The organism is Koromonas soli, assembly GCF_059726265.1.
Map to the genome: position 1 here is coordinate 2,137,163 of NZ_AP040872.1, position 22,140 is coordinate 2,159,302.

Genomic DNA, 22,140 nt, shown 5'->3' on the forward strand with positions numbered 1-22,140 from the left:
CATGGCTGCACTGCATTTAAACGGAAACGATCTATCACTGGAAAGTTTTGAACAGATAGTACTGCAGAATCAGCCGGTACTGCTTGAGCCCGATGCGCGCGAGCGTGTATCACGTGCACGCGAGGTGGTGGACGCCCTCGTCGCTGGCGATCGCGTCGCTTACGCCATCACCACCGGAGTAGGACAACTCGCCGACGTGCGCATTTCGCATGAACAGGCACGCGAGTTGCAAATTAACCTCGTGCGCTCACACGCCGTTGGCGTAGGCGAGCCGCTCACGGAACACGAGTCGCGCGCCATGATGCTTCTTCGCGCCAATTCACTTGCGAAGGGACTTAGCGGCGTGCGCACGGAAATCATCGACACGCTCTGCAACATGCTCAACCGGCGCGTCCATCCCGTGATCCCTTCGCAGGGCTCCGTCGGCGCCTCGGGAGACCTCGCTCCGCTAGCGCATCTCGCTCTGGTCCTCATCGGAGAAGGCGAAGCATGGTTCGAAGGACGTCGCATGAGTGGCGGCGAGGCCATGAAGGCCGCCCAGATCCCCACAATCCAGCTTCAAGCGAAGGAAGCCATATCCCTCATCAACGGCACCCAGGCGATGCTCGCTCTCGGATCGATCAGCCTTCTTGAGGCGCGTACGCTGGCCACCACCGCCGACGTGATATCGGCCATTTCGCTCGATACCCTGCAAGGTACAGACGTCGCGTTCGATGAGCGAATCCATCATGCGCGTCCTCATGCAGGGCAGACCATCGTCGCCAAGCACTTGCGCACCATGCTTGAAGGCTCCGCGCTCCGCGAGCGGCACCGCGACTGCAAGCGCGTACAGGACGCTTACTCTATGCGCTGCATCCCTCAGGTGCACGGAGCCGTCCTCGACGTGCTCGACTACGCTCGCCAGGTGTTTGAAACCGAAATGAACTCCGCCGTGGACAATCCCTTAGTGTTCGTGAAGCCGCGCCCCGCGGGCTCGACTCGTCCCACTCCGGCAGAACCGGCCGAGGGCGACGTGATCTCGGGCGGCAATTTCCACGGACAGCCCATTGCATTCGCCTTGGACTTTCTCGCGATCTCGATTTCGGCCCTGGCCGGCATCAGCGAGCGCCGTATCGAGCGTATGGTCAATCCGGCATTGAGCGAAGGCCTGCCACCGTTCCTCGCCGCGGGCGCTGGATTGAACTCCGGCTTCATGATGCCGCAGGTGACCGCCGCAGCACTCGTCAGCGAAAACAAGGTGCTGGGACACCCCGCATCGCTCGACTCGATCACCACCAGCGGAAACAAGGAAGATTACGTCTCCATGGGCATGACCGCCGCGCTGAAACTTCGCCGCGTACTGCAGAATGTGCGCAACGTGCTGGCGATCGAGGCATTGGCCGCAGCACAGGCCGTGGACTTGCTCTCACCGCTCAAGCCCGGTAAGCGTGGCCAGCAGGCACTAAAGGAGATCCGAGCCGTATCGCCCTCAGTCACGCACGACCGTTCGCTTGCGCCCGACATTGCCGCCGTAGCCAACGTCATCTTGCAGGGAAAGATCGCGGTGGCCTTGCGTTAAGCGGCCACAATCTACCGGATTCTGGATGTAGCCCGAACGTGCTATGGAATTCCAGAGGCTAGGAATCCACAGCGCGGCGCAAGCTGGTGAGCCCATGGTGGTTATTTCCAGCCACTTTGGCCGATCGATTGCACTCTTGGAGAGCATTCTTCCTACGTCGGTCGTGTCCGCAGTCTGGGAGCCGACGTGTTTGTGGCGCGGAGTTGAAGACTCCAACGCCACGTGCAAGTTTGTGCCAGCTTGAATTCAGTCAGGGATCAGTCTGCACACAGAGCCATCCGCATGGATGGCTCTTTTTTATGAACCACAAGAGTAAACATCGTTAAGCATTTAGCGTTTGGGTTTTTATGGGTCTTTCTTCGGGTTTCTCCTGAGATTGTTTGCCGTCTCAGGCGTTTCGCACAGATTTGTCTTAAATACCTATTGACATCGCCAATAGAAACACCGCAGATTATGAATTGTCACAGGTGTACGCATTCGCGTGTTTCCTCGTGACGGGAGTTTGCCCCCGCTCTGGCGGCTCCGTACAAATCGAATGGCTACGACTCTAGCGCCCGTTGATTCACGGGAAGTGGTTCGTTGCGACGATTGTCAGTTGGTCCAGTTCCGGACTTCCAACAACATGTGCCGCCGGTGCAAGACCTATTTGGATGCCGTTCCAGAGGTCATTACCATGCGTACTCCTGCCTGCACGCCGGCGGTGGCGACCATGCCTTCCAGTCAGGTCCCGGTTGCGGCGGCAATTCGCTCGCTGCGCATGAGGGCAGGACTGAGCCAGCGCCAGCTTGCACAGCGGATGAGCGTTCCACGCACTTATGTCTCGAAGATCGAGAACGAGAAAGCTTGCCCAACGCTGGGTTCACTGGAACGTCTTGCAGGAGCGTTGCGCGTTCGGGTCTGCGATCTGCTCACAACCGGGCGTACAACCGAGGATGAAGTTCGCGAGCTTTCGCAGGACGAGTTCATTGCCGAGTTGATGCCCTACGTTAGTCAACTGAATGGCATGCAGTGGATGAGCGTTCTGAACCAGGTACGCGAAATGACTGCGATGACCCGCCGTACGGCTTAGGCCGGGTCATCGCAAGACTCGCGCGCACGGCGCACAGGCACTCGTGCGCACGTTAGCAGAGCTGGATAGATAACTTTAAGGGATTCGCTCGCTTCTTATTTAGTGAATGAGCAGTCAGCCGTCTTCCGACTGCCCGACGCAAACTCCGTATAACCGACGACGTGGAAGGCCAGGCGGCTGGCCCATGGGAAGGATCGGTCAGGACACGATGAACAACGCGAATGTCTCGAAGTGCGCGAATCCGGAATGCCATCAAGAATTTCGGCGACTGGGCGAAGGACGATTGTTCGTTCGTCCGGCGCAAAAAGAAGACAAAGGAATCAAGCAGAAAGCCCTCTGGCTGTGCCCCAAGTGCGCGCAGCACATGGAATTGCGGTACGATCGGCGAAAACAGCAATACAATCTGGTTCACCACCGGGCAGCTTGACCGCTGCCCTATACATGGATTGCAAGAAGCCGAACCGTGTGCTAGCTTCAAACTACTCGATTTTTGAGGAATTGCTTTGCACACCACCATCCCCGCCGGGCTGACTCGAAAACAGGCCGAACTCTACGCCAAGCTCGATCCAGAACGGCTACCACAACACATCGCAGTGATCATGGACGGCAATGGCCGCTGGGCCCAGCGCCGCCATCTGCCTCGCATCGCCGGACATAAACGCGGAGTCGAGGCTGTGCGCGATGTGATTACGCTCGGCGCACGCATCAACCTGCATGCGATGACGCTGTATGCGTTCTCGGCGGAAAACTGGAAGCGTCCAAAGACCGAAACCAGCTTTCTCATGAGCCTGCTGCGCACCTACCTCAAGAACGAAGTGCCGCTCATGAACGACAACAACATCCAGCTACGCTACATCGGACGCATCCACGAACTGGCGCCCGAGGTACAGGACCGGATGAATTGGGCGCTGGAGCAGACAAGCAAGAACACAGGCATGATCATGACCCTGGCGCTGAACTATGGCGCACGCGCTGAGCTGATCGATGCCTTTCAGGCGATTGTGGCGGCGGCGGCCAACAACGGTGGCCTCGAGCATCTGAAGATTGACGAAGAAATGGTGTCGCGCAACCTGTACAGCAATCTGCCCGACCCGGACTTGGTCATCCGCACCAGCGGCGAGATGCGACTGTCGAACTTCTTGCTCTGGCAACTGGCCTACACCGAGATCTACGTGACGCAGACGCTGTGGCCCGACTTCGACGGCACCCTCCTTCTCGAAGCTCTTGTCGATTTCCAGAAGCGCGAGCGTCGTTACGGCGACATCGGCGCGGCTGTCTAGAGACTCCTCCGGACGAAATACACAGTCTCCTTTTGCGTCCTGAGTACGTATGAAGGTACCCTTGCTGGTATCGACATGAAACGCATTATTACCGCCGCAATTCTCATCCCGCTTGTGCTGCTTGCTGTTTTCCGTGCGCCGCTGTGGCTGTTCCTCATTTTCACTGTAATTGTGGCGCTGGCCGCAGCCTTCGAATACCTCGGCATCACCGCCGCCTACGGCTTTGAGCCATTTCGACTGCTGACCTACATCTATACGGCTGCGTTGTTCGTGGTCTATTACTACGCTCAGGGATTCGGTGGCGGAGCCCTGCTCGCGGGACTTCTGCTGTTATTCCTGCTTGCGCCCTTTGTGTTGATGATTGCTGCCATGGGTCGGGAAGATCTGAAGACTGCGCTCCCGGGCGCCGCTATGAGCTATCTGGCACTTCCCTACATCGGTCTGCCGCTGCTCATTTTGGCCATGATGCGCGAATCGTTCCGCGGATGGGTATTTGTTCTCTTCACGTTTTTCGCCGTCTGGGTCGGAGACACCGCTGCCATGTACGTTGGCAAGAGCATGGGGCGGCACAAACTAGCTCCCAGAATCAGCCCCGGCAAGACCGTTGAGGGAGCCGTGGCTTCGTTGCTCTTCGCTACCGCTATCTGCTGTCTCTTCACCTACTTCGTACCGCAAATCGCAACCGCCCTCACTAGATCGCACCTGCTGGTCGATCCAATGGAATCGCTGCTCGTCGATACCCCTGCCTATCCCCGTGCACCGCTCTGGATCGCCGCGATACTTGCTGCGGTCATCAACATAGCTGCCCAGGTAGGAGATTTGCTTGAGTCCGTGCTGAAGCGCGGTGCCGGAGTGAAGGATTCCGGAACCATTTTGCCCGGCCACGGCGGCATTCTGGACAGGATCGATGCCCTGCTGCTCGCATTGCCGGTTGCTTTCCTGTTATTCCTTGTCTTTGGGCGCAAATTCGTGCAGGGCTAAACCGGAGCAGTAAGTTAAACTAGTAGTACCTCAAATGAAACGTATCGCAATTCTGGGCTCGACCGGCTCCATCGGTTGCAGCACCCTGAAAATCGTTGAAAGCTATCCTGACTGTTTCGCGGTCGCAACCCTGGCCGCGGGCTCCAATCTTGATCTCGCCTTTGAACAAACTCTTCGCTGGCACCCCAAGCTGGTTTCCGTTGCCCGCGAAGACGCCGCCGAGGCTCTTCGCAAACGCCTGCGCGACGCCGGAGCAACCGACACCGAAGTCGTCTGGGGCACCCCCGGAACGGTAGCCGTAGCCACCCATCCCGAAGTCGACTTTGTCGTGAGCGCCATTGTTGGCGTAGCTGGGTTGGAAGCCACCTATGAAGCAGTGAAGGCTGGCAAAGAAATTGGCCTTGCAAATAAGGAATGCCTCGTCGCCGCCGGTGAGTTGATCACCGCCGAAGCGCACCGCCAGGGCAAGCCCCTTTTGCCCATCGATAGCGAACACAATGCAGTTCATCAGTGCCTGCGTGGCGGCCGCATGAACGAAGTTGATTGCGTTTGGCTCACGGCATCGGGCGGGCCTTTCCTGAACACTCCAAAAGAAGAGTTCGCCAACATCACCGTGGCGCAGGCGCTGAACCATCCCACATGGAAGATGGGTCGTCGCATCACCATCGACTCCGCAACGCTGATGAACAAGGGATTCGAGGTCATCGAGGCCGTCCGGTTGTTTAACACCCCTCCCTCGCGCACCAAGGTCGTCGTTCATCCTCAGAGCACCGTGCACAGCATGGTCGAGTTTGTGGACGGAAGCATCCTGGCCCAGGTGAGTGTTACTGACATGCGGCTGCCGATCCTGTATGCCCTGACTTGGCCGGAACGGATCCAGAGCGATCTGCGATTCGACGTCCTGTCGCTGAAACATCTCGACTTCTGCCCGCCGGATCTGGATAAATTCCCTTGCCTGAGGCTGGCCTATGAGGCGGTCGAGGCGGGCGGAGCAAAGACGGTTGCCCTGAATGCCGCCGACGAAGTAGCCGTAGCAGCTTTCCTTGAGGGCCAAATTCCGTTTAACGGCATTCCGGCCACAATTCAATCCGTTCTAAGTGAAACGCCAGCGCGCAAACCGGAATCTATATATGAGGTTCTTTGTATGGATTCCGAAGCACGCGATTTGGCCCGACGGTATGTAAACGCAGGCGCGAGCGGCTCGCGGGTAGCCGTTACAAGACAAGCACTCCGGTAGGAGGCCAACTATCTCCCATATGATTAGCGCTCTTTACACAGTGGCCGGTGCGGTTCTCGTGCTTGGCGTCATGATTTTGGTGCACGAATTCGGTCACTTCGCCGCCGCAAAACTGCTCGGCGTACGAGTCGAGGTATTCTCGCTCGGCTTCGGCAAGCGCCTGTTCGGCTTCCGGCACGGTGAGACCGATTACCGCGTCTCTGCCCTGCCTCTCGGCGGCTACGTGAAGATGACGGGAGTCAACGCCATCGAAATGCCCGAGGAACGCGCGGAAGGCGACCCGAATGACGAAGGTCAATTTCTGAAGCATCCTCGCTGGCAACGGCTGATCATCGCCGCCGCCGGTCCCGCCGCCAATGGCATCCTGGCCGTCGTACTGCTCACGGCTGTTTTCGCCCTGCACCACGAGATCCCTTATGGGCTCTACCAGCCTGCGGTCGTCGGCTGGTGCGTCCCCGGATACCCGGCGGAACAGGCAGGCCTGAAGGCTGGCGACAAGATTCTCCAGGTTGCCGACACCAAGAATCCGACCTGGCAGGACGTACACAATAAAGTTCTGATCAGCCCCAATCAGCCTCTCGCCCTTACGGTGAAGCGCGGCGATGAAATTTTGCCCATCACGCTCACTCCCAAGGCCGATGGTAAGGCGCAGAGCGGCGATGCGGGATGGCTGCCCCGACAGCCCTTCATCGTCACCGCGCTTGAGCCCGAAATGCCGGGTGCCAAGGCTGGTTTGCAGATAGGCGACGAGATTCTGTCAGCGGATGGCACCCCGATCCAGGCTACCGGCGCCATGCAGGCTTATCTGCAGCAGACCAAGGACAAGCCAGTACACCTGCAAGTGCAGCGCAACGGCAAGCCGCTCGAACTGACGGTCACGCCTCGGCTGACGATGATCGATTCACACCCGATCTACCGTATCGGATTCGGTTCCGAACCCGTACAGGTCGAGCAACTTCCTCTGCCCGAGGCCTTTGGCCGTTCGCTCGAGGAGTGCAAGAAGCTCTCAGGATTGATCTTCGACCTCATCGGACGCATGGCAGAGCGCAAGGTTTCCGTCAAGCAGATGTCCGGCCCCATCGAGATTGTGCGCGTTTCCGGCGAGATGGTTCACCACCGCAGCGCCAACGATGTCATGGGATTCATCGCGATGATGAGCCTGCAACTGGGGCTCTTCAACCTGCTTCCCATTCCCATCCTCGATGGCGGATTGATCGCCATGCTGCTGGTCGAGTCGGCCATGCGCCGCGACATCAACGAGGGGATCAAAATCCGGCTGTATCAGGCTGCGTTTGTCTGCCTTGTGCTCTTTGCCGGAATGGTGATCTTCAACGACGTGGTGAAGATGTTACCGGGGCAGTAGTTCCATTGTGTTCAGCGAAGGGCGCCTGCGGGCGCCCTTTTCACCACCCCGCCAGTGATAAACTATCCAGAGAGCTCTCCATGGCAATCATCAAACGCAGAAAAAGCTACACAGCAAAGATCGGAAATGTCCGAGTAGGTAGCGACGCGCCTGTAATGGTGCAGTCGATGACCAACACAGATACGGCGGATGTCGCCTCCACCGTCAAGCAGGTTGCGGCTCTTGCCGCCGCCGGTTCTGAAGTCGTGCGAGTCACGGTGAACAACGAAGCTGCAGCGGCAGCCGTGCGTCCCATCGTCGAAGAGCTCGCAAGCCGCGGCGTCCATGTCCCCATCGTCGGCGACTTCCACTACAACGGACACATCCTGCTCAAGAAGTTCCCCGATTGCGCGAAGGCTCTCTCAAAGTACCGCATCAATCCCGGCAACGTCTCCATCGGGCGCAAGAACGACGACAACTTCCGCACCATGATCGAGTGCGCCATCGAGAATGACAAGCCGGTCCGCATCGGAGTGAACTGGGGTTCGCTCGACCAGCAACTTCTCGCCCGCATGATGGACGAGAACGCCAAGCTGGCCGAACCCAAAGACCCGCGCGATGTGATGATCGAAGCCATGATCGAGAGCGCGCTTCACTCTGCCGAACTCGCCGAAAGCTACGGCCTGCCGGCTGACCACATCCTGCTCAGCGCCAAAGTAAGCGGTGTCCAGGACCTGGTCGATGTCTATCGCGACCTCGCTTCGCGCTGCGAATATCCTCTGCATCTCGGCCTCACCGAAGCCGGCATGGGAGCCAAGGGCATCGTAGGCAGCACCGCCGGACTCTCAATCCTCTTGCAGGAAGGCATTGGCGACACCATTCGCGTTTCGCTTACGCCCACGCCCGGCGGAGACCGCACGGAAGAAGTTCAGGTCGCGCAGCAGATTCTGCAATCGCTCGGCATTCGCAGCTTCCTGCCGCAGGTCACTGCCTGCCCCGGCTGCGGACGCACCACCTCGACCTACTTCCAGGAACTGGCGCAGCAGATTCAGCTCTTCGTGCGCGAGCAGATGCCCGCATGGCGCAATGAGTACGAGGGTGTCGAGACCATGAAGCTCGCCGTCATGGGCTGCATCGTCAACGGCCCGGGCGAGTCCAAGCACGCCAACATCGGAATCTCGCTGCCAGGAACGTTCGAGGAGCCGAAAGCTCCCGTGTTTATCGATGGACGGCTCGTGACCACGCTCAAGGGCGATCACATCGTTGATGAGTTCAAGCAAATCCTCACCGAGTACGTCGAATCCAAGTACGCAAAGAGGAACGAACCCGCCGAGGTTTAAACTTTACTGCAACTGAAGGAGCCCCACTGCACATGTGGGGCTCTTTTGCTTGCTCCCGAGTTCACCCCACATGCCTTTAACCTTTGTTGGCAAGAAACATCAGTCCGAACACCACCCAGAACCATGCGGAAAATGCAGCCGCGCTCATCATGCTGCGGATTGGAACGCTGTCGATAATCCAGTTATATTTCGCTTCCATCGCTCTCGCCTCCTCACGTAATGTGAACACCCCACGTGTTCCCTTCTGATGCCAGAGATACGCGGGGAGGCCCGAGCTAGTTCCCGATTTCACAAAAATTCATATTGCCTAGAAGTAAGTCACCACCACGATCCAGAAGACCGGATTTTCGTAGCTCGAACTCTTCTGATAGCACGCTCCCACCGAAAAGCCGCTCGCTGGCTGACTCCTGAGCCGTTCCAGCGATTTCGGCGTTTGCGTCAGGTCAACCGTCGTAAATGTCACAGCATTGCTCACGTTCGGCACCGACAGCGCCGCACGCGGATTCAGCTTGTTGCTGGCCGCCATGTCACATGCCTGCCTCCGCAAGCTCGGCGCAGGCACCCGGTTGAGCAGCGGAGCCCCCGCAGCACGACGCATCCGATTCAAGGTAACAGCGATCTGCTCCTCCGCCTCACCTACACTCGCCTCAGGCATCCGCCTTGCAAAATCCTGGGTGACATAAATCCCCTGCGGCGTTCGCACCACCCCAATACCAATCGAGTTGTACTGCGCATCGAGAATGTTGGCGCGGTGCCCCGGAGAGTGCATCAGCGCGTCGTGTGCGCGTTCGGCATTCGCCGCCAGCGCCACGTTTTCTCCGCTCACGTCGAATCTGATTTCCGTCACTCCCAGCCGCTGTGTCAGCTTCGGCTCGTTACCGATCTGATGCTCGACTTCTCCCGTCCGCGCCATGATCTCGCTATGCTTTCGTGCCGCCACCACCAACCGATCATCCACCACCAGCGTGGAAAGCCCTCGCGCCTGCCGTTCGCGATTCACCAGCCGCACAATCTCCTGCTCCGCGTCCGGCGCATAGCGCGATTGCGCCATCGCGCTCGCGGTCATCAACAGCAACAGCACAATGGGGGGAATCATCCGCGATACCCCCCGGCGATAAAGGTGGGGTACAATCCAAGAACCCGGAGTCATCTTATTAGTCATGCAAATCCTTATTGCTATTCTTGCATTCCTTTTCGGAGCATGCATCACGGCAGTGGTCCTTGGTAACCGCAGCTCGGCGATGAAAGCCCAACTAGCCTCGCTCGAAACCGAACTCGCCACCAGCCGCACCAGCCTGGAAACCTCGCAGCAACAACTGAATAAACTCTCGGCCGAGTCGAAAGTTGCCATCGAAGCCCGCTTTGCTGCCGAACGCGAATCCACCCGCCTTGCCGAGCAGCTCAAGCAGCAGGAATTGCAGTCCTCCCAACAACTCGAACAGCAGGAACAGCGATTCGCCGAACAGTTATCCAGCGAGCGCCAGCAATCCCGCGAAAAGCTCGAACTGCTCACCGCCGCACGCGTCGAACTTTCCAACCAGTTCAAGACGCTTGCAAACGACATCCTCGAAGAGAAGTCCCGCCGCTTCACCGAGCAGAACCAGCTAAACCTCTCGCAGTTGCTCGCTCCACTGGCAACGCAGATCAAGGGCTTCCAGCAGAAGGTCGAAGAAGTTTACGTGCAGGAGGGCAAAGACCGCTCCGCCCTTGCCGAGCAAGTCAAGATGCTGATGGGCCTCAACCAGCAGCTCTCCGACGACACCGGAAAGCTCACTCGCGCGCTCACCACCTCGGCTAAAGCTCAGGGCGACCTCGGCGAAATGATCCTCGAGAAGATCCTCGAATCTTCCGGCCTGCGCAAGGACGAGGAATACTTCATTCAGAACAGCTTCCGCAACGAGGACTCGCGTCAGGTGCGTCCCGACGTCATCCTCAAGCTGCCCGAGAACAAGCACCTCATCATCGACTCCAAAGTCTCGCTCACGGCCTATAACGAGTACGTCAACGCCGAAAGCGATGACGTCCGCGACATCGCTCTCGCGCGTCACATGGACTCCGTGCGACGCCACATCAAGGAACTCGCCGAGAAGAACTACCAATCTCTGCACCAGTTGCAGTCGATCGACTTCGTCTGCATGTTCATCCCTATCGAGGGCGCGTTCATGGCCGCTATCAGCAGCGATTCCGCGCTGTGGGGCACCTCCTACGAGCGCAACGTGCTGATGATGAGCCCCAGTACCCTGCTCTTCGTCGTGCGCACCGTCGCCCACCTCTGGCGGCAGGAGCGCCAGAAGCAAAACGTGCAGGACATCGTAAAGCGCGGTGCCGAACTCCACGACAAACTTGTCGGTTTCGTCGAGGACCTCAAGTGCGTTGGCGACCGTCTCGAACAGGCGAAATCAAGCTACACGGACGCCTTCAGCAAACTCGCCACCGGACGCGGGAACGTCATCCGTCAAGCCGAAATGCTGAAAGCCCTCGGCGTAAAACCAAAGAAAAGTTTGCCCGCGGATTTGGTTGAGGCCAGCATGGACGATGAGCCGCTACTCGCGGAGCATGCCGACGCGGTGAGCACATCGTAAGAATTGCAGCATGAAAAGCCCCGCGTGCGCCGCGGGGCTTTTGTTATTTCTAGGAGTGACTATCCGCGCAACGTCCCACCCAGCCCTTCCAATGCCTTGATGATCTGCTGCGACCAGTTCGCAACCTCATCATCGCGCAGCGTGCGCTCCGCTGACTGGAACTGCACCCGCAACAGGAATGAATAAGTTCCCGCCGCCAGCGATCCACCGCGGAAAACCTCAGCAGGAATGATCGCCGTGAGTTCCGCAATCCCGAGCGCCGCAACCTTCTCGCGAATGCTCTCGAACTCCACGCCATCCGGCAGCACAAACGAGAAGTCGCGCGCAACCGCCGGATACTTCGAGATCGGCGTGTACGCAGGCTGATGCAGCGCGTGCTTATACAGGGCCTCAACGAACACCTCTGCGATCAGCACATCCTGTTTCAGCTTGCGGCTTGCCGCGATCTCCGGATGCAACTGCCCGAAGATGGCTACTGTCGTTCCATCCACCCGCACGCGTGCTGAGCGCCCCGGATGCAGCCACGATGGCACCGCGCGATCGTACGTCACACCATCGGTATCGAACGCCGCGAGCAGGCGCTCGACGTCACCTTTCACATGGAAGAAATTCAGCTGCTCCGGCTTACCATGAACGCTCGATTCCCGCGCCGCACCGGTCGCAACGAACGCGAGCGAGTTGTGCTCATCGACTGCCTCGCCTTCCATCGCATACACGTGTCCCGCCTCAAAGAGACGTACATCACTGTTGCCGCGGTTCAGGTTGTACGCCACCTGCAAGAGCAACCCCGGCACCAGAGAAGTGCGCATGAACGAAGCTTCTTCGCTCAGCGGATTTGCAATGCGCACGGGCTCGGCCTTCGCCGCCGCATCGATAAAGAACCGCGCATCCTCCTGCGGAATGAACGTGGACGAAAGAGATTCGTTGTAGCCCAAGGCCAGCAAGCGACTGCGCAGCTCCGCCTGCTTGCGCGCATTCGGCTGTTCGACAACGCCACCCGAAAAGGAAGGTAGCGTGTTGGGAATCCGTAGGTAGGAGTAGATGCGCGCGACCTCTTCAATCAGATCGATCTCTCGCTCTACATCCAGCCGCCATGTCGGCACCATCACCTGGAACTCCGGCCCGTCTCCTTCAATGCCAAACCCAAGCCGATGCAGGATGCGCACGATATCAGCTGGCGCAATCTCCACGCCCAGAATGCGCTTCACTTCGCTTGCTTCCAGCGCAATGCACGGCTGAGGAATCGTGCGGCCCACTACATCAATCTCCTGCGAGACTGCCCCGCCCGCACTGGCCACAATCAGTTCAGCCACGCGCGTGCAAGCCAGTTGCGTTATTCCGCGATCCGCTCCTCGCTCATAGCGATGGGAAGCGTCCGTGTGCATTCCAAGCCTCCGCGCCGTGCGTCGGATGGAAGCCGGATCGAACCACGCCGACTCGATCAACACGTTCTTCGTCGAGTAGGTGATCATTGTAGCTTCGCCGCCCATGATTCCCGCCAGAGCGACAGGCTTCACTGCATCGGCAATCACCAGGTCTTCGGGCGCAAGCTTGCGTTCAACACCGTCGAGCGTTGTCAGCATTTCGCCCGCCCGTGCGCGACGCACAATAATCTTGCCGCCCTCGAGCTTGTCCAAATCGAATGCATGCGTAGGCTGCCCAAGTTCGTTCAGAACGTAGTTCGTCGCGTCCGCCACATTGCTAATGCTGCGCTGGTCAATCAGCTCAAGCCTGTGCGCAATTTCCGCCGGAGCCGCGGCCACCTTCACCCCGCGCACCACGCGTGCCGTGTACCGCGCGCAGCCTTCGGCATCTTCAATCTCGATCGAGAAATCCGCCCGGCCGCTCTCGGTAATCTTCGGTGCAATTGGCGCAAGGTCCAGGTTGTACACAGCCGACACTTCACGCGCCACGCCGTAGTGATTCATCGCATCGACGCGGTTCGTCGTAATTTCGGCTTCCCACGTCTGATCGACACCTTCGCCGAAATAGCCCTCAATGGCGATGCCCGAAATGGTAAGTGCTTCTGCGACATCGCGGTCACTGACCGAGGGAGAGACAAAGTCGCGAATCCAACTTGCTGAAATTTTCATTACGCAAACTGCTCCAGAAAGCGCATGTCACCGTAGAAGAACTGCTGAATGTCATCGACGTTGTAGGTCATCATTGCCAACCGCTCCACGCCCATGCCGAACGCGAATCCGCTAAGCTTCTTCGGGTCGTAATCGACAAAGCCAAACACATTGGGATCGACCATTCCGGCACCAAGCAGCTCAATCCATCCGCTCTGCTTGCATGGACGGCACCCTTTGCCTCCGCAGAACGGACACGAGATCGAAACCTCCACGCTTGGCTCAGTGAACGGGAAAAACGATGGTCGGAAACTGGTCTTCACGTCCGAGCCAAACATCGACTTCATCGCGTGATCAAGCGTTCCCTTCAGATCGCCAAAGGTGATATTCGTATCGACACACAATCCCTCAAGCTGGTGGAACACCGGCGAGTGCGTCGCATCGGGTGCGTCATTACGATGCACCTTGCCGGGACAAATGACGCGCACCGGAGGCGACAGCTTCTCCATCGTGCGGATCTGCACAGGCGAAGTGTGCGTGCGCAGCAGCAGCCGGTCGCGTTGCGCCTTCTGCTCCTGGTTGGCCACAAACAGCGTGTCCTGCGTGTCGCGCGCCGGATGGTTCGGCGGAAAGTTCAGCGCCTCGAAATTGTAATAGTCGCTTTCAATCTCCGGGCCTTCGGCAATCGAGTAGCCCATCTTCACAAACACCGAGATCAGCTCATCCAACGTGCGTAAAACGGGGTGCCGCACGCCAAGCGGGCGCTCAATGCCAGGCAGTGAGATGTCCACCGTCTCCGACTTCAGCTTTTGCGTCAATCCAGCGGTCGTCGCCTTTTGCTCGGCTTCAGCGATAAGGGCCTCAGCCTTCTGCTTCAGTCCATTCACGCGCTGGCCGACGTCGCGTTTTGCAGGACCGGGCGCGGCTTTCAGCCACAGGTCGTTCACCTGCGCCAGCAGGCCGTTCTTGCGCGCCATCCAGCGATTGCGGAACTCCTCGAACGCCTTCGGGTCGGAAGCCGCCTGCGCCTCGGTCTCCAGTGCCGTCACAAACTCCGCGGCAGCCTGGTCGAGCGCGGCGGGAGAGAAATCTTCAAGCTTGGGAACGCTATACATGAGTGCTTTGCTGCTCCTGACTTGCTAGAACAAGAAAAAGCCACGAACGGCTCTAGAAACTCATGAACCGTTTCGGTTCTTGTTTCCGTGCCATTCGTGGCTTTTGATACTAGGTCGAGGACTGCTTTACGCTTGTGCCGGCACGGCGGCCTTGGCCTGCTCGACCAGGGCGGTAAAGCCCGCGGGATCGTTGACGGCGATATCGGCAAGGATCTTGCGATCCAGCTCGATACCGGCGACCTTTAGGCCGTGAATCAGTTGCGAATAGCTGATGCCGTTGAGCTTGGCGGCGGCGTTGATGCGCACGATCCAAAGCGAACGGAACTGGCGCTTCTTCTGCTTGCGGCCGATGTAGGCGAACTTGAGGCCGCGCTGGACGGCTTCCTGGGCTGCCTGGTAGAGCTTCGACTTTGTGAGGAAATACCCACTTGCGCGCTCTAAAAGTTTTTTGCGCTTGTCATGGCGCTTAGTACCACGTTTTACGCGAGGCATTGCTGCTACCTTCCTTTTCAAAACCGCTGGATTCAGAAATCCGCGGGATTATGGCGGCTGGAGGCAGGAGGCTTAAGCCCTTGAACCTCTTCACACACCCGGGTCTGCACCACTTGGTTAACGACCCTTTGTTACACCGGACGAATCGATGCCGTCCGGCGGGAGATCGTCCTACTAGTAGGGGATCATCCTCAACACTTTAGGCAGATCGGCCTTATCGACCATTCCGCCCATATCCATCTGGCGCTTACGCTTCGTGTCCTTCGAAGTCAGGATGTGGCGCTGGAAAGCAAAACCGCGCTTTACCTTGCCCGAACCTGTCTTCTTGAAGCGCTTGGACGCGCCACTGTGAGTCTTCATCTTCGGCATTGTAGGGTCCTAAAAACAACTACTGTTCATTAAACACGAGAACACCCCTTCCGGGCAAACTGCACCGGCGGGAAGTCCTCGGAAATCTTCGCGGAGCGGCCATTAATACAGTAAAAGCCGCAATCAGGGCAGCGCGGCGGTAATCGTCGGCTGCGGGTCGCGCTACTTCTGAACCTTCGGCGGAGCGAGAATCAGATGCAGGGTGTTGCCTTCCTGCCGGGGCATATTCTCGACCACAGCCTTGTCCGCGACGTCTTTGATCAACCGCTGCAGGATCTCACGACCGAGCATCTGGCGGGTCATCTCGCGACCGCGGAAAAAGATGGTCGCCTTCACCTTGTCACCTTCACCCAGGAAGCGCAGAGCATGATTCTTCTTGGTCTGATAGTCGTGCTCGTCCACATTAATGCGGAACTTGACTTCCTTGATCGTGATGACTTTCTGATTCTTCTTGGCCGCGCGCTCCTTCTTTTCCTGCTCATACATGTACTTACCAAAGTCCATGATGCGGCACACAGGAGGCTGCGCGGTGGGTGAAACCTCCACCAGGTCGAGTCCTTTTTCCCTGGCAATTTTGAGCGCGTCGAGCGGCGACATAATGCCGAGCTGCTCGCTTTGATCGTCAATCACGCGAATTTCGCGGACGCGAATACGCTCATTGGTGCGGATAAAACGCTTATCGATACGGTCCTCCGATGGTACTTATAACCGCCATAAAGTATAGCATGGAAAGGAAGTAGCTCCTCAATGCCATCGCGGCGGCAGAATTGTCGAAAAATGCCCGGCTAAGCCTTTACCTTTAGAGCCTTAGCAATGTCATCGCTGATCTGTTCCGGGCTGGTGACGGGAGCAAAACGGCCAAGAACCTTACCCTTGCGGCTCACCAGGAACTTGGTGAAGTTCCACTTAATGGAGTCGCCAATCAGGCCGCCTGCCTCACTCTTTAGATACTTGAACAACGGATGCTGATTCACTCCGTTCACGTTGATCTTCGAGAAGATCGGAAACGTAACGCCATAATTCAGCTCGCAGAAGCCGCGAATCTCGGCATCATTCCCCGGCTCTTGGTGCCCAAACTGATCGCACGGGAATGCCAGGATTTCCAGTCCTTGCTTGCGGTATTGTTCGTAGAGTTCTTCCAGTCCCTTGTACTGCGGCGTAAATCCGCATTTACTCGCGGTATTTACAATCAGCAGAACCTTCCCGCGATAATCCGCAAGCGACTTCTCTTCCCCGCTGTTCAACTTCGCTGAAAAATCGTAAACGGTGGCCATGGAGTCCTTTCAGGGCGAGCCTACTCCACTACCTCACCCAACAGCGCATCACCCTCAATGGAGTGGATGCGCGCATTCAGCATACGATTCGACGCCAGCAAACCTTGCAACCAGAGTTTCTGATAGTTGTTCGTCAGCGCCTCGGTCCTTCCTTGGGAAACCTGCGTCAGCGTGAGCGCCGGGATCATCTTGCCCACGAACTGCTCCTGAAATTCCCGCTTCTTCCCTGCCGCAAGCTCGCGCAAAACGCGGTTGCGCTCCCGCGCTCTCTGCACAGGAACCTGGTCGGGCATTTCGGACGACGGCGTTCCCGGACGCGACGAATAGGTGAACACATGAAGATAGGTGAACGGCAGGCGTTCGATAAACGCGCGCGTCTCCTCGAAATCCTCCTCCGTTTCGCCGGGGAACCCGACCATTACGTCGGCGCCTATCGCGGCCTCGGGCATCGCAGCGTGAATGCGGCGGATGCGGTCTTCGTAATGCCACGGCCTGTAGCGCCGATGCATCCGGCGCAGGATGCGGTCGCTCCCGCTCTGCAGCGGAACATGCGCATGCTTGGCAATGCGTGGTGACGAAGCCGCTAGCGCAATCAACTCATCGCTCCAGTCCATCGGCTCCACCGAACTGATGCGCAGCAGCGGCACGCTCGTGCGGTCGAGAATGCTCTGCAGCAGATCGACAAAGCGCAGGCGCTCCGGCCCCGAGTCGCCGCGCAGATCGCGTCCCCACCGGCCAAGATTGATTCCGCTCAGCACCAGTTCCTGGTAGCCATTGGCCACTAGTTGATCCACATTGCGCAGGATCTCACCCACCGGCAGCGAGCGGCTGCGCCCGCGCACAAAGGGAATCACGCAGAACGAGCAGCGGTTGTTGCAGCCGTCCTGCACCTTGAGATTGGGCCGCGTCTTCTCGTTGTCTGAGTCGAACACCGGAGCGGCCATCAACTGCGTGTGCGCAAAGATGTCTTCGACCACAACCGGCGCCTGATGCTCGCGTACACGAAGTTCGGGCACGCCAAGATGCGCCATCTCTTGCTGTATTGCAGCATTCGAAAGTGAGCCAACCGACACAAAACCATTCCCGGCAGCGATCTCTCCCAGGCGATGCTTATGTGAATTCCCAATCACAATCGACACGCCTTCCAGTGCGGCGATTTCCTCGGGAGCGCGCTGTGCGTAACAGCCTGTAACCAGAATTCGGGCATTAGGGTTAGCACGATGAATGCGACGTATCGCGGCGCGCGCGTCCTGATCGGCCGACGATGTAACCGTGCATGTATTGAGGACGACGACTTCGGCATCCGCAGCCGTGCCCGCTCGACTCAACCCTCGCTCTGAGAGTTGCCGTTCGATCGCGGCTCCGTCGGCCTGCGTGGCACGACATCCGAAGTTTTCAACATAGAAGCTGCCCACGGGAGTATTATATGGGACTCGGGGTGATGCAGTACCCGCTTTACGCCGGTTCTGCGTGATTGAGTTTCATAGTCAAAGATCAGCCATAACCAAAAACAGCCAGCCGCATCCAATGAGAGCTGCTATTCACAACCGGCATTGCCAAAGAATTCTGGGAGCTAGCAATGAAGAGACGAATTTTGATTGTGGACGATGAACTGGCGATCCTTCTTACATTGAAGGCAGTCCTGGAGATGAACGGATTCGAAGTCGAGACCGCCAGTTCCGCGCGTGAAGCGGAGCATAAACTGCGTGCCGGTAAATTCGAGATGGTGATTACCGATATGCGGATGGAAAACGAGACTTCGGGATTCGCCGTGATCCGCGCCGCCCGTGCACAGTCCTACAATCCCGCGACCGCCATCCTCACCGCGTTCCCCAATCTCGGTAGCGACTGGAAGACCCAGGGCGCCGAATCCCTGCTCGTAAAGCCGATGAATACCGGAGATCTTCTTCGCCAGATTGAGGCGTTGTTGATCGCGCACGCCGACAGCAAGCAGAATGGAAAGGCGAGTCAGGAAAGTAAGAAGAATGGGAAGCAGCAGTCCACCGCCGCCCAAAATCCCGTAGTCGTTGAGAAGCAGACTGCCGGAAAGGAAAGCGCTCCGAAAGCCGGTTGATACATCCCGGCTTTATCCTTGTTACCTCACCGCACAAGACTCCGCCTCCCCTTCGGCAGGCGGATCGCATTCCAAAAAACTTCAGGCGGAAACGCTTGATGCCTTCTTGCTCTGACCGAAACATGCGCGGCAATACACCGGTCTTCCCTGTGTCGGACGAAACGGAATGATTGTTTCCTTGCCGCATGCTGAACACACGGCATGAGTTTCGTTTTTCTTGAAGGTGCTCGAGGCCTTGTCCGCTGGAGTCCTCTTCTGCTTGCAAGCCTTGCATCGCTTGGGGAGGTTCTTAAACTGCTTGTCGTGGAAGAAGAGCTGCTCACCGGCGGTGAACACGAACTCCTCGCCACAATCGACACATTTCAGCATCCTGTCCTGGAACTCCATGGGTTCTCCTTTCGGCCCTGACTCCCAAACCTCGTCACCGCTGCCTGCGCCCTCGCGGGGGAGAGGCGATTACCGGAAATGCGATACATATGTTGCGAAATCGTGAAGGGATTACGATCACAGCTAAACTGATCGGGGAATCATACTCCGAATTTGGCATTTTCGTGGGATTTCTATCCAGAGTTTTTGCTGCCAGTTTTGGAAACCGAACATCCACATGTTGGCCGTTCCCCAGCAGTTCCTTCCGTGACGCTTAACTTACTCGAAATCGCCCATACATGGCGTGACCGGTAACAGGAGCTTGGCTGGTTTTCATCGCGCCTTTGGTTCTGGTATGGTCAGAACTCTGGGACGATTTGTTTCACCAGGTGACCGGACGATGGCTTTTGCGCCATTCGCCCGTCCGAGGCTGGAGGTTTCGTTGATTCGACCCTACAAGGGCGTCATGCCCACCATTCCCGAGTCCTGCTACGTGGACGTTTCTGCCCAGGTGATTGGCGATGTCTTGCTGGGTGAAAACGCCAGCATTTGGATGAACGCGGTTGTGCGCGGCGACGTGCATTACATCCGCCTGGGGAAGAACACCAACATACAGGACAACTCCGTGCTGCACGGAATGCTGGGAAAGTGGCCTGTCGTGCTGGGCGATGATGTTACTGTGGGCCACAATGTCACCCTGCATGGCTGCGTAGTCGAAGACCGCTGCCTCATCGGCATGGGTGTTATCGTCCTCAACGGCGCACGGATCGGGCATGACTCGATCATCGCCGCCGGAACGCTCATTCCCGAAGGCACGGTCGTTGAGCCGGGCTCGTTGTGGATGGGCTCGCCGGGCAAGTTCCGCCGCTCCTTGAGCGAAGAAGAGAAGGCAAGCATTTTGACGTATCGAACGAACTATCTGGGCTACAAAGATCAGTATCTGCGGGAGTTGGCCAGTGAGCGCTAGCGCAGAGCCACTTACCACGGAAAAAAAGATTGTTGGCATCCTCATCTATCCTGATGCCGAAGTGCTGGATTTCTGCGGGCCCTATGAGGTTTTTGCCACTACGCGCCTCGACGAGGAAACTCGCCGCGAAACCAAGTCCCCCATCCAGCAACTGCTGGTTTCCGCCACCAAGGACATGGTGCGCGTCAGCGGCGGCATGCAACTGTTGCCGGATGTCGATTTCGCCAACTGCCCCAAGCTAGATATGTTGCTGGTTCCTGGCGGTCATGGCGTCCGCGCTCTGATGCACGAGACGGAATTCGTGGATTGGCTCAAGCGCATGGCGCAGCAGGTGGACCGCCTCGCCTCCGTCGGCGCAGGCTCGCTGTTACTGGCACAAGCCGGACTGCTGATCGGAAAGACCGCCACCACGCACTTTCATTCCGTGGACTTCTTCCGCGAACGGTTCCCGCGCACCTCGCTGCTCCCGGAGTTGCCCATGGTCGTCGATGGCAACATTACAACTGCCAGCAGTATTCGCGCCGGCATTGATATGGCGTTGTACCTGGTGGCTCGCATCTACGGCCAGACGATCGCGCGCGAAGCTGCGCGGCAAATGGAATACCCATATCCGGATGAAAACAGACTCCGGTCAAGGAATAAACAATGATCAAAGCAGTACGCGGAACCCGCGACCTGCTGCCTCCCGACACAGAGCTTTGGAACTTCGTGGAGTGCAAGGTGCGCGAGGTTTTTGCCCGCTACAACTATCGAGAAATTCGCACGCCGATCTTTGAGTCCACCGAGCTTTTTGCCCGCGGAGTCGGCGAAGAAACCGACATCGTCTCCAAAGAGATGTTCACCTGGGAAGACCGTGCTCGCGCCGCCAGCGAGAAAACACAATCGCTCACCCTGCGTCCGGAAAACACCGCGGGCGTCGTGCGCGCCTACATCGAACACGAGCTCGGCCGCAGCGGCCTGCTGCAAAAGCTCTACTACATCGGACCGCAGTTCCGCCGCGAGCGTCCGCAGAAGGGCCGCTACCGCCAGTTCTTCCAGATCGGCGCCGAAGTCATCGGCCCGACCTCCGCTGGCAGCGAGCTTCCTATGCGCGATGCCGAAGTGCTCGACATGCTCACCGCACTGCTCGATGCCGTCGGCCTCACCGGATGGACCCTCTATCTGAACTCGGTCGGATGCGTGAACTGCCGCCCCGCCTACAACGAGGCTCTGCGCAAAGCCTTGGCCAATGTGAAGGACCAGATGTGCAGTGACTGCCAGCGTCGTGCCGAGACCAACCCTCTGCGCGTGCTCGACTGCAAAGTTCCCGAAGATCAGCCCATCATCGAGAAGCTTCCGAAGATCTCTGAGTATCTCGACGAGGGCTGCCGCGAGCACTTTGCGCAGGTGCGCACCATTCTTGACACGCTCGAAATCCCTTACCAGATCAACGAGCGCATGGTGCGTGGCCTCGACTACTACACCCGCACGACCTTCGAGTTCACGCATGGCGAACTCGGTGCACAGAGCGCCGTGCTCGGTGGCGGCCGCTATGACGGCCTCAGCGAGCAGATCGGCGGCCCCAAGGCTCCGGGCATCGGCTTTGCCATCGGCGAAGATCGTCTCGTGCTCGCGCTTCAGGCGCAGCAACAGCAAGCCCTCTCGCCGCTCAAAGCCGTCGTCTTCCCGCTTGGTGCCGGAATGAATCGGCACGCGCTGAAACTCGCCAAGCAGTTACGTTCCGAAGGCGTAGCCGTGGACGTCACCGATGAGAGCTTCCGTATGAAGAAGAGTTTCGAGACCGCGGAAAAGCTGGGCGCAACTTACGCCATAATCGTTGGCGAGAACGAAGTGCAGGCGGATGCTTTCGCCGTGAAAAACCTTAAGAGCGGTGAGCAGACCACGGTTTCACGTGCGGATTTGCTCGCATATCTCGGAACATAGCGGATAAATTTCGCGAAAACCCATGGCGCGCCCGCGAGAATGGCGCGCCATTTGTCGTACGATGGAGAATGCGGTGTTTCTCTCCGCATTTATGGAAAG

At 58.1% G+C, this 22,140-nt stretch carries 22 protein-coding genes; 12 read left to right on the plus strand and 10 right to left on the minus strand.

What is annotated here, in order from left to right; translation table 11 throughout:
• The first annotated feature begins 1 nt into the window (after window position 1).
• The 7 genes from hutH (at window position 2) to ispG (ending at window position 8,807) form a co-directional block, all read left to right on the plus strand.
• The gene (hutH, locus tag AC6IY8_RS09330; RefSeq protein ID WP_497778523.1) at window positions 2-1,558 is read left to right on the plus strand and encodes a histidine ammonia-lyase; all 1,557 of its coding nucleotides are present in this window, start codon (window positions 2-4) and stop codon (window positions 1,556-1,558) included.
• 673 nt (window positions 1,559-2,231) lie between these two features.
• Window positions 2,232-2,627 carry a helix-turn-helix domain-containing protein gene (locus AC6IY8_RS09335; RefSeq protein ID WP_497778524.1) on the plus strand — a complete coding sequence of 132 codons (396 nt, stop codon included), beginning with the start codon at window positions 2,232-2,234 and terminating at the stop codon, window positions 2,625-2,627.
• A 503-nt stretch (window positions 2,628-3,130) separates the two neighbouring features.
• A complete protein-coding gene (uppS, locus tag AC6IY8_RS09340) occupies window positions 3,131-3,907 on the plus strand; it encodes an undecaprenyl pyrophosphate synthase (RefSeq protein ID WP_497778525.1) in 777 nt (258 codons plus the stop codon).
• Between the two features lie 75 nt (window positions 3,908-3,982).
• Entirely contained in the window at window positions 3,983-4,888 is a 906-nt protein-coding gene (locus AC6IY8_RS09345; protein ID WP_497778526.1) for a phosphatidate cytidylyltransferase, read from the plus strand.
• Window positions 4,889-4,922: 34 nt separating this feature from the next.
• Window positions 4,923-6,125 (plus strand): 1-deoxy-D-xylulose-5-phosphate reductoisomerase, encoded by a 1,203-nt coding sequence (gene dxr, locus AC6IY8_RS09350; protein WP_497778527.1) that lies wholly within the window; start codon window positions 4,923-4,925, stop codon window positions 6,123-6,125.
• A gap of 19 nt (window positions 6,126-6,144) precedes the next feature.
• Window positions 6,145-7,488: a site-2 protease family protein gene (locus AC6IY8_RS09355; protein ID WP_497778528.1), complete on the plus strand. Its 1,344-nt coding sequence runs from the start codon at window positions 6,145-6,147 to the stop codon at window positions 7,486-7,488.
• 80 nt (window positions 7,489-7,568) lie between these two features.
• Window positions 7,569-8,807 (plus strand): flavodoxin-dependent (E)-4-hydroxy-3-methylbut-2-enyl-diphosphate synthase, encoded by a 1,239-nt coding sequence (ispG, locus tag AC6IY8_RS09360; RefSeq protein WP_497778529.1) that lies wholly within the window; start codon window positions 7,569-7,571, stop codon window positions 8,805-8,807.
• Window positions 8,808-8,883: 76 nt separating this feature from the next.
• On the opposite strand, the gene AC6IY8_RS09365 is transcribed toward ispG, so the two are convergent.
• Window positions 8,884-9,006 carry a hypothetical protein gene (locus tag AC6IY8_RS09365; protein WP_497778530.1) on the minus strand — a complete coding sequence of 41 codons (123 nt, stop codon included), beginning with the start codon at window positions 9,004-9,006 and terminating at the stop codon, window positions 8,884-8,886.
• Between the two features lie 108 nt (window positions 9,007-9,114).
• Window positions 9,115-9,903: a CAP domain-containing protein gene (locus AC6IY8_RS09370; protein ID WP_497778531.1), complete on the minus strand. Its 789-nt coding sequence runs from the start codon at window positions 9,901-9,903 to the stop codon at window positions 9,115-9,117.
• Between the two features lie 145 nt (window positions 9,904-10,048).
• Here AC6IY8_RS09370 and AC6IY8_RS09375 point away from each other — a divergent pair, with 145 nt between their 5' ends.
• Window positions 10,049-11,389, plus strand: a complete 1,341-nt coding sequence (locus tag AC6IY8_RS09375) for a DNA recombination protein RmuC (RefSeq protein WP_497778532.1) — start codon at window positions 10,049-10,051, stop codon at window positions 11,387-11,389.
• 59 nt (window positions 11,390-11,448) lie between these two features.
• On the opposite strand, the gene pheT is transcribed toward AC6IY8_RS09375, so the two are convergent.
• The 7 genes from pheT to mtaB all read right to left on the minus strand — a co-directional run bounded on the left by pheT (window position 11,449) and on the right by mtaB (window position 18,186).
• Window positions 11,449-13,482 carry a phenylalanine--tRNA ligase subunit beta gene (pheT, locus tag AC6IY8_RS09380; protein WP_497778533.1) on the minus strand — a complete coding sequence of 678 codons (2,034 nt, stop codon included), beginning with the start codon at window positions 13,480-13,482 and terminating at the stop codon, window positions 11,449-11,451.
• Window positions 13,482-14,576, minus strand: a complete 1,095-nt coding sequence (gene pheS, locus AC6IY8_RS09385; RefSeq protein ID WP_497778534.1) for a phenylalanine--tRNA ligase subunit alpha — start codon at window positions 14,574-14,576, stop codon at window positions 13,482-13,484. The genes pheT and pheS overlap by 1 nt, the downstream gene beginning before the upstream one ends.
• A gap of 126 nt (window positions 14,577-14,702) precedes the next feature.
• On the minus strand, window positions 14,703-15,068 hold the full coding sequence (rplT, locus tag AC6IY8_RS09390) for a 50S ribosomal protein L20 (RefSeq protein WP_497778535.1): 366 nt from the start codon (window positions 15,066-15,068) through the stop codon (window positions 14,703-14,705).
• A 174-nt stretch (window positions 15,069-15,242) separates the two neighbouring features.
• Window positions 15,243-15,437, minus strand: a complete 195-nt coding sequence (rpmI, locus tag AC6IY8_RS09395; protein ID WP_497778536.1) for a 50S ribosomal protein L35 — start codon at window positions 15,435-15,437, stop codon at window positions 15,243-15,245.
• Window positions 15,438-15,599: 162 nt separating this feature from the next.
• Window positions 15,600-16,121 carry a translation initiation factor IF-3 gene (gene infC, locus AC6IY8_RS09400; RefSeq protein ID WP_497778619.1) on the minus strand — a complete coding sequence of 174 codons (522 nt, stop codon included), beginning with the start codon at window positions 16,119-16,121 and terminating at the stop codon, window positions 15,600-15,602.
• Between the two features lie 101 nt (window positions 16,122-16,222).
• Window positions 16,223-16,711, minus strand: coding sequence for a glutathione peroxidase (locus AC6IY8_RS09405; RefSeq protein ID WP_497778537.1), 489 nt, complete (start codon window positions 16,709-16,711; stop codon window positions 16,223-16,225).
• A gap of 20 nt (window positions 16,712-16,731) precedes the next feature.
• The gene (mtaB, locus tag AC6IY8_RS09410; RefSeq protein WP_497778620.1) at window positions 16,732-18,186 is read right to left on the minus strand and encodes a tRNA (N(6)-L-threonylcarbamoyladenosine(37)-C(2))-methylthiotransferase MtaB; all 1,455 of its coding nucleotides are present in this window, start codon (window positions 18,184-18,186) and stop codon (window positions 16,732-16,734) included.
• A gap of 104 nt (window positions 18,187-18,290) precedes the next feature.
• Here mtaB and AC6IY8_RS09415 point away from each other — a divergent pair, with 104 nt between their 5' ends.
• Window positions 18,291-18,785, plus strand: a complete 495-nt coding sequence (locus AC6IY8_RS09415; protein WP_497778538.1) for a response regulator — start codon at window positions 18,291-18,293, stop codon at window positions 18,783-18,785.
• An 81-nt stretch (window positions 18,786-18,866) separates the two neighbouring features.
• Here the strand turns inward: AC6IY8_RS09415 and AC6IY8_RS09420 are convergent, their stop codons facing one another.
• The gene (locus tag AC6IY8_RS09420) at window positions 18,867-19,172 is read right to left on the minus strand and encodes a zinc-ribbon domain containing protein (protein ID WP_497778539.1); all 306 of its coding nucleotides are present in this window, start codon (window positions 19,170-19,172) and stop codon (window positions 18,867-18,869) included.
• Between the two features lie 421 nt (window positions 19,173-19,593).
• Between AC6IY8_RS09420 and AC6IY8_RS09425 the strand changes: the two genes are divergently transcribed.
• From AC6IY8_RS09425 to hisS, 3 genes are read left to right on the plus strand one after another with little or no spacing between them, the layout of a single operon-like run.
• Window positions 19,594-20,118: a gamma carbonic anhydrase family protein gene (locus tag AC6IY8_RS09425; RefSeq protein ID WP_497778540.1), complete on the plus strand. Its 525-nt coding sequence runs from the start codon at window positions 19,594-19,596 to the stop codon at window positions 20,116-20,118.
• On the plus strand, window positions 20,108-20,767 hold the full coding sequence (locus AC6IY8_RS09430) for a DJ-1/PfpI family protein (RefSeq protein WP_497778541.1): 660 nt from the start codon (window positions 20,108-20,110) through the stop codon (window positions 20,765-20,767). The genes AC6IY8_RS09425 and AC6IY8_RS09430 overlap by 11 nt, the downstream gene beginning before the upstream one ends.
• A complete protein-coding gene (gene hisS / locus AC6IY8_RS09435; protein WP_497778542.1) occupies window positions 20,764-22,041 on the plus strand; it encodes a histidine--tRNA ligase in 1,278 nt (425 codons plus the stop codon). The genes AC6IY8_RS09430 and hisS overlap by 4 nt, the downstream gene beginning before the upstream one ends.
• Window positions 22,042-22,140: the final 99 nt, after the last annotated feature.

Bases quoted from the DNA above. Each gene is read 5' to 3' on its own strand.
- hutH (WP_497778523.1), top strand. From the start codon at position 2: ATGGCTGCACTGCATTTAAACGGAAACGATCTATCACTGGAAAGTTTT.
- AC6IY8_RS09335 (WP_497778524.1), top strand. From the start codon at position 2,232: ATGCGTACTCCTGCCTGCACGCCGGCGGTGGCGACCATGCCTTCCAGT.
- AC6IY8_RS09345 (WP_497778526.1), top strand. From the start codon at position 3,983: ATGAAACGCATTATTACCGCCGCAATTCTCATCCCGCTTGTGCTGCTT.
- dxr (WP_497778527.1), top strand. From the start codon at position 4,923: ATGAAACGTATCGCAATTCTGGGCTCGACCGGCTCCATCGGTTGCAGC.
- AC6IY8_RS09355 (WP_497778528.1), top strand. From the start codon at position 6,145: ATGATTAGCGCTCTTTACACAGTGGCCGGTGCGGTTCTCGTGCTTGGC.
- ispG (WP_497778529.1), top strand. From the start codon at position 7,569: ATGGCAATCATCAAACGCAGAAAAAGCTACACAGCAAAGATCGGAAAT.
- AC6IY8_RS09365 (WP_497778530.1), bottom strand. From the start codon at position 9,006: ATGGAAGCGAAATATAACTGGATTATCGACAGCGTTCCAATCCGCAGC.
- AC6IY8_RS09370 (WP_497778531.1), bottom strand. From the start codon at position 9,903: ATGATTCCCCCCATTGTGCTGTTGCTGTTGATGACCGCGAGCGCGATG.
- AC6IY8_RS09375 (WP_497778532.1), top strand. From the start codon at position 10,049: ATGAAAGCCCAACTAGCCTCGCTCGAAACCGAACTCGCCACCAGCCGC.
- pheT (WP_497778533.1), bottom strand. From the start codon at position 13,482: ATGAAAATTTCAGCAAGTTGGATTCGCGACTTTGTCTCTCCCTCGGTC.
- pheS (WP_497778534.1), bottom strand. From the start codon at position 14,576: ATGTATAGCGTTCCCAAGCTTGAAGATTTCTCTCCCGCCGCGCTCGAC.
- rplT (WP_497778535.1), bottom strand. From the start codon at position 15,068: ATGCCTCGCGTAAAACGTGGTACTAAGCGCCATGACAAGCGCAAAAAA.
- rpmI (WP_497778536.1), bottom strand. From the start codon at position 15,437: ATGCCGAAGATGAAGACTCACAGTGGCGCGTCCAAGCGCTTCAAGAAG.
- AC6IY8_RS09405 (WP_497778537.1), bottom strand. From the start codon at position 16,711: ATGGCCACCGTTTACGATTTTTCAGCGAAGTTGAACAGCGGGGAAGAG.
- AC6IY8_RS09415 (WP_497778538.1), top strand. From the start codon at position 18,291: ATGAAGAGACGAATTTTGATTGTGGACGATGAACTGGCGATCCTTCTT.
- AC6IY8_RS09420 (WP_497778539.1), bottom strand. From the start codon at position 19,172: ATGGAGTTCCAGGACAGGATGCTGAAATGTGTCGATTGTGGCGAGGAG.
- hisS (WP_497778542.1), top strand. From the start codon at position 20,764: ATGATCAAAGCAGTACGCGGAACCCGCGACCTGCTGCCTCCCGACACA.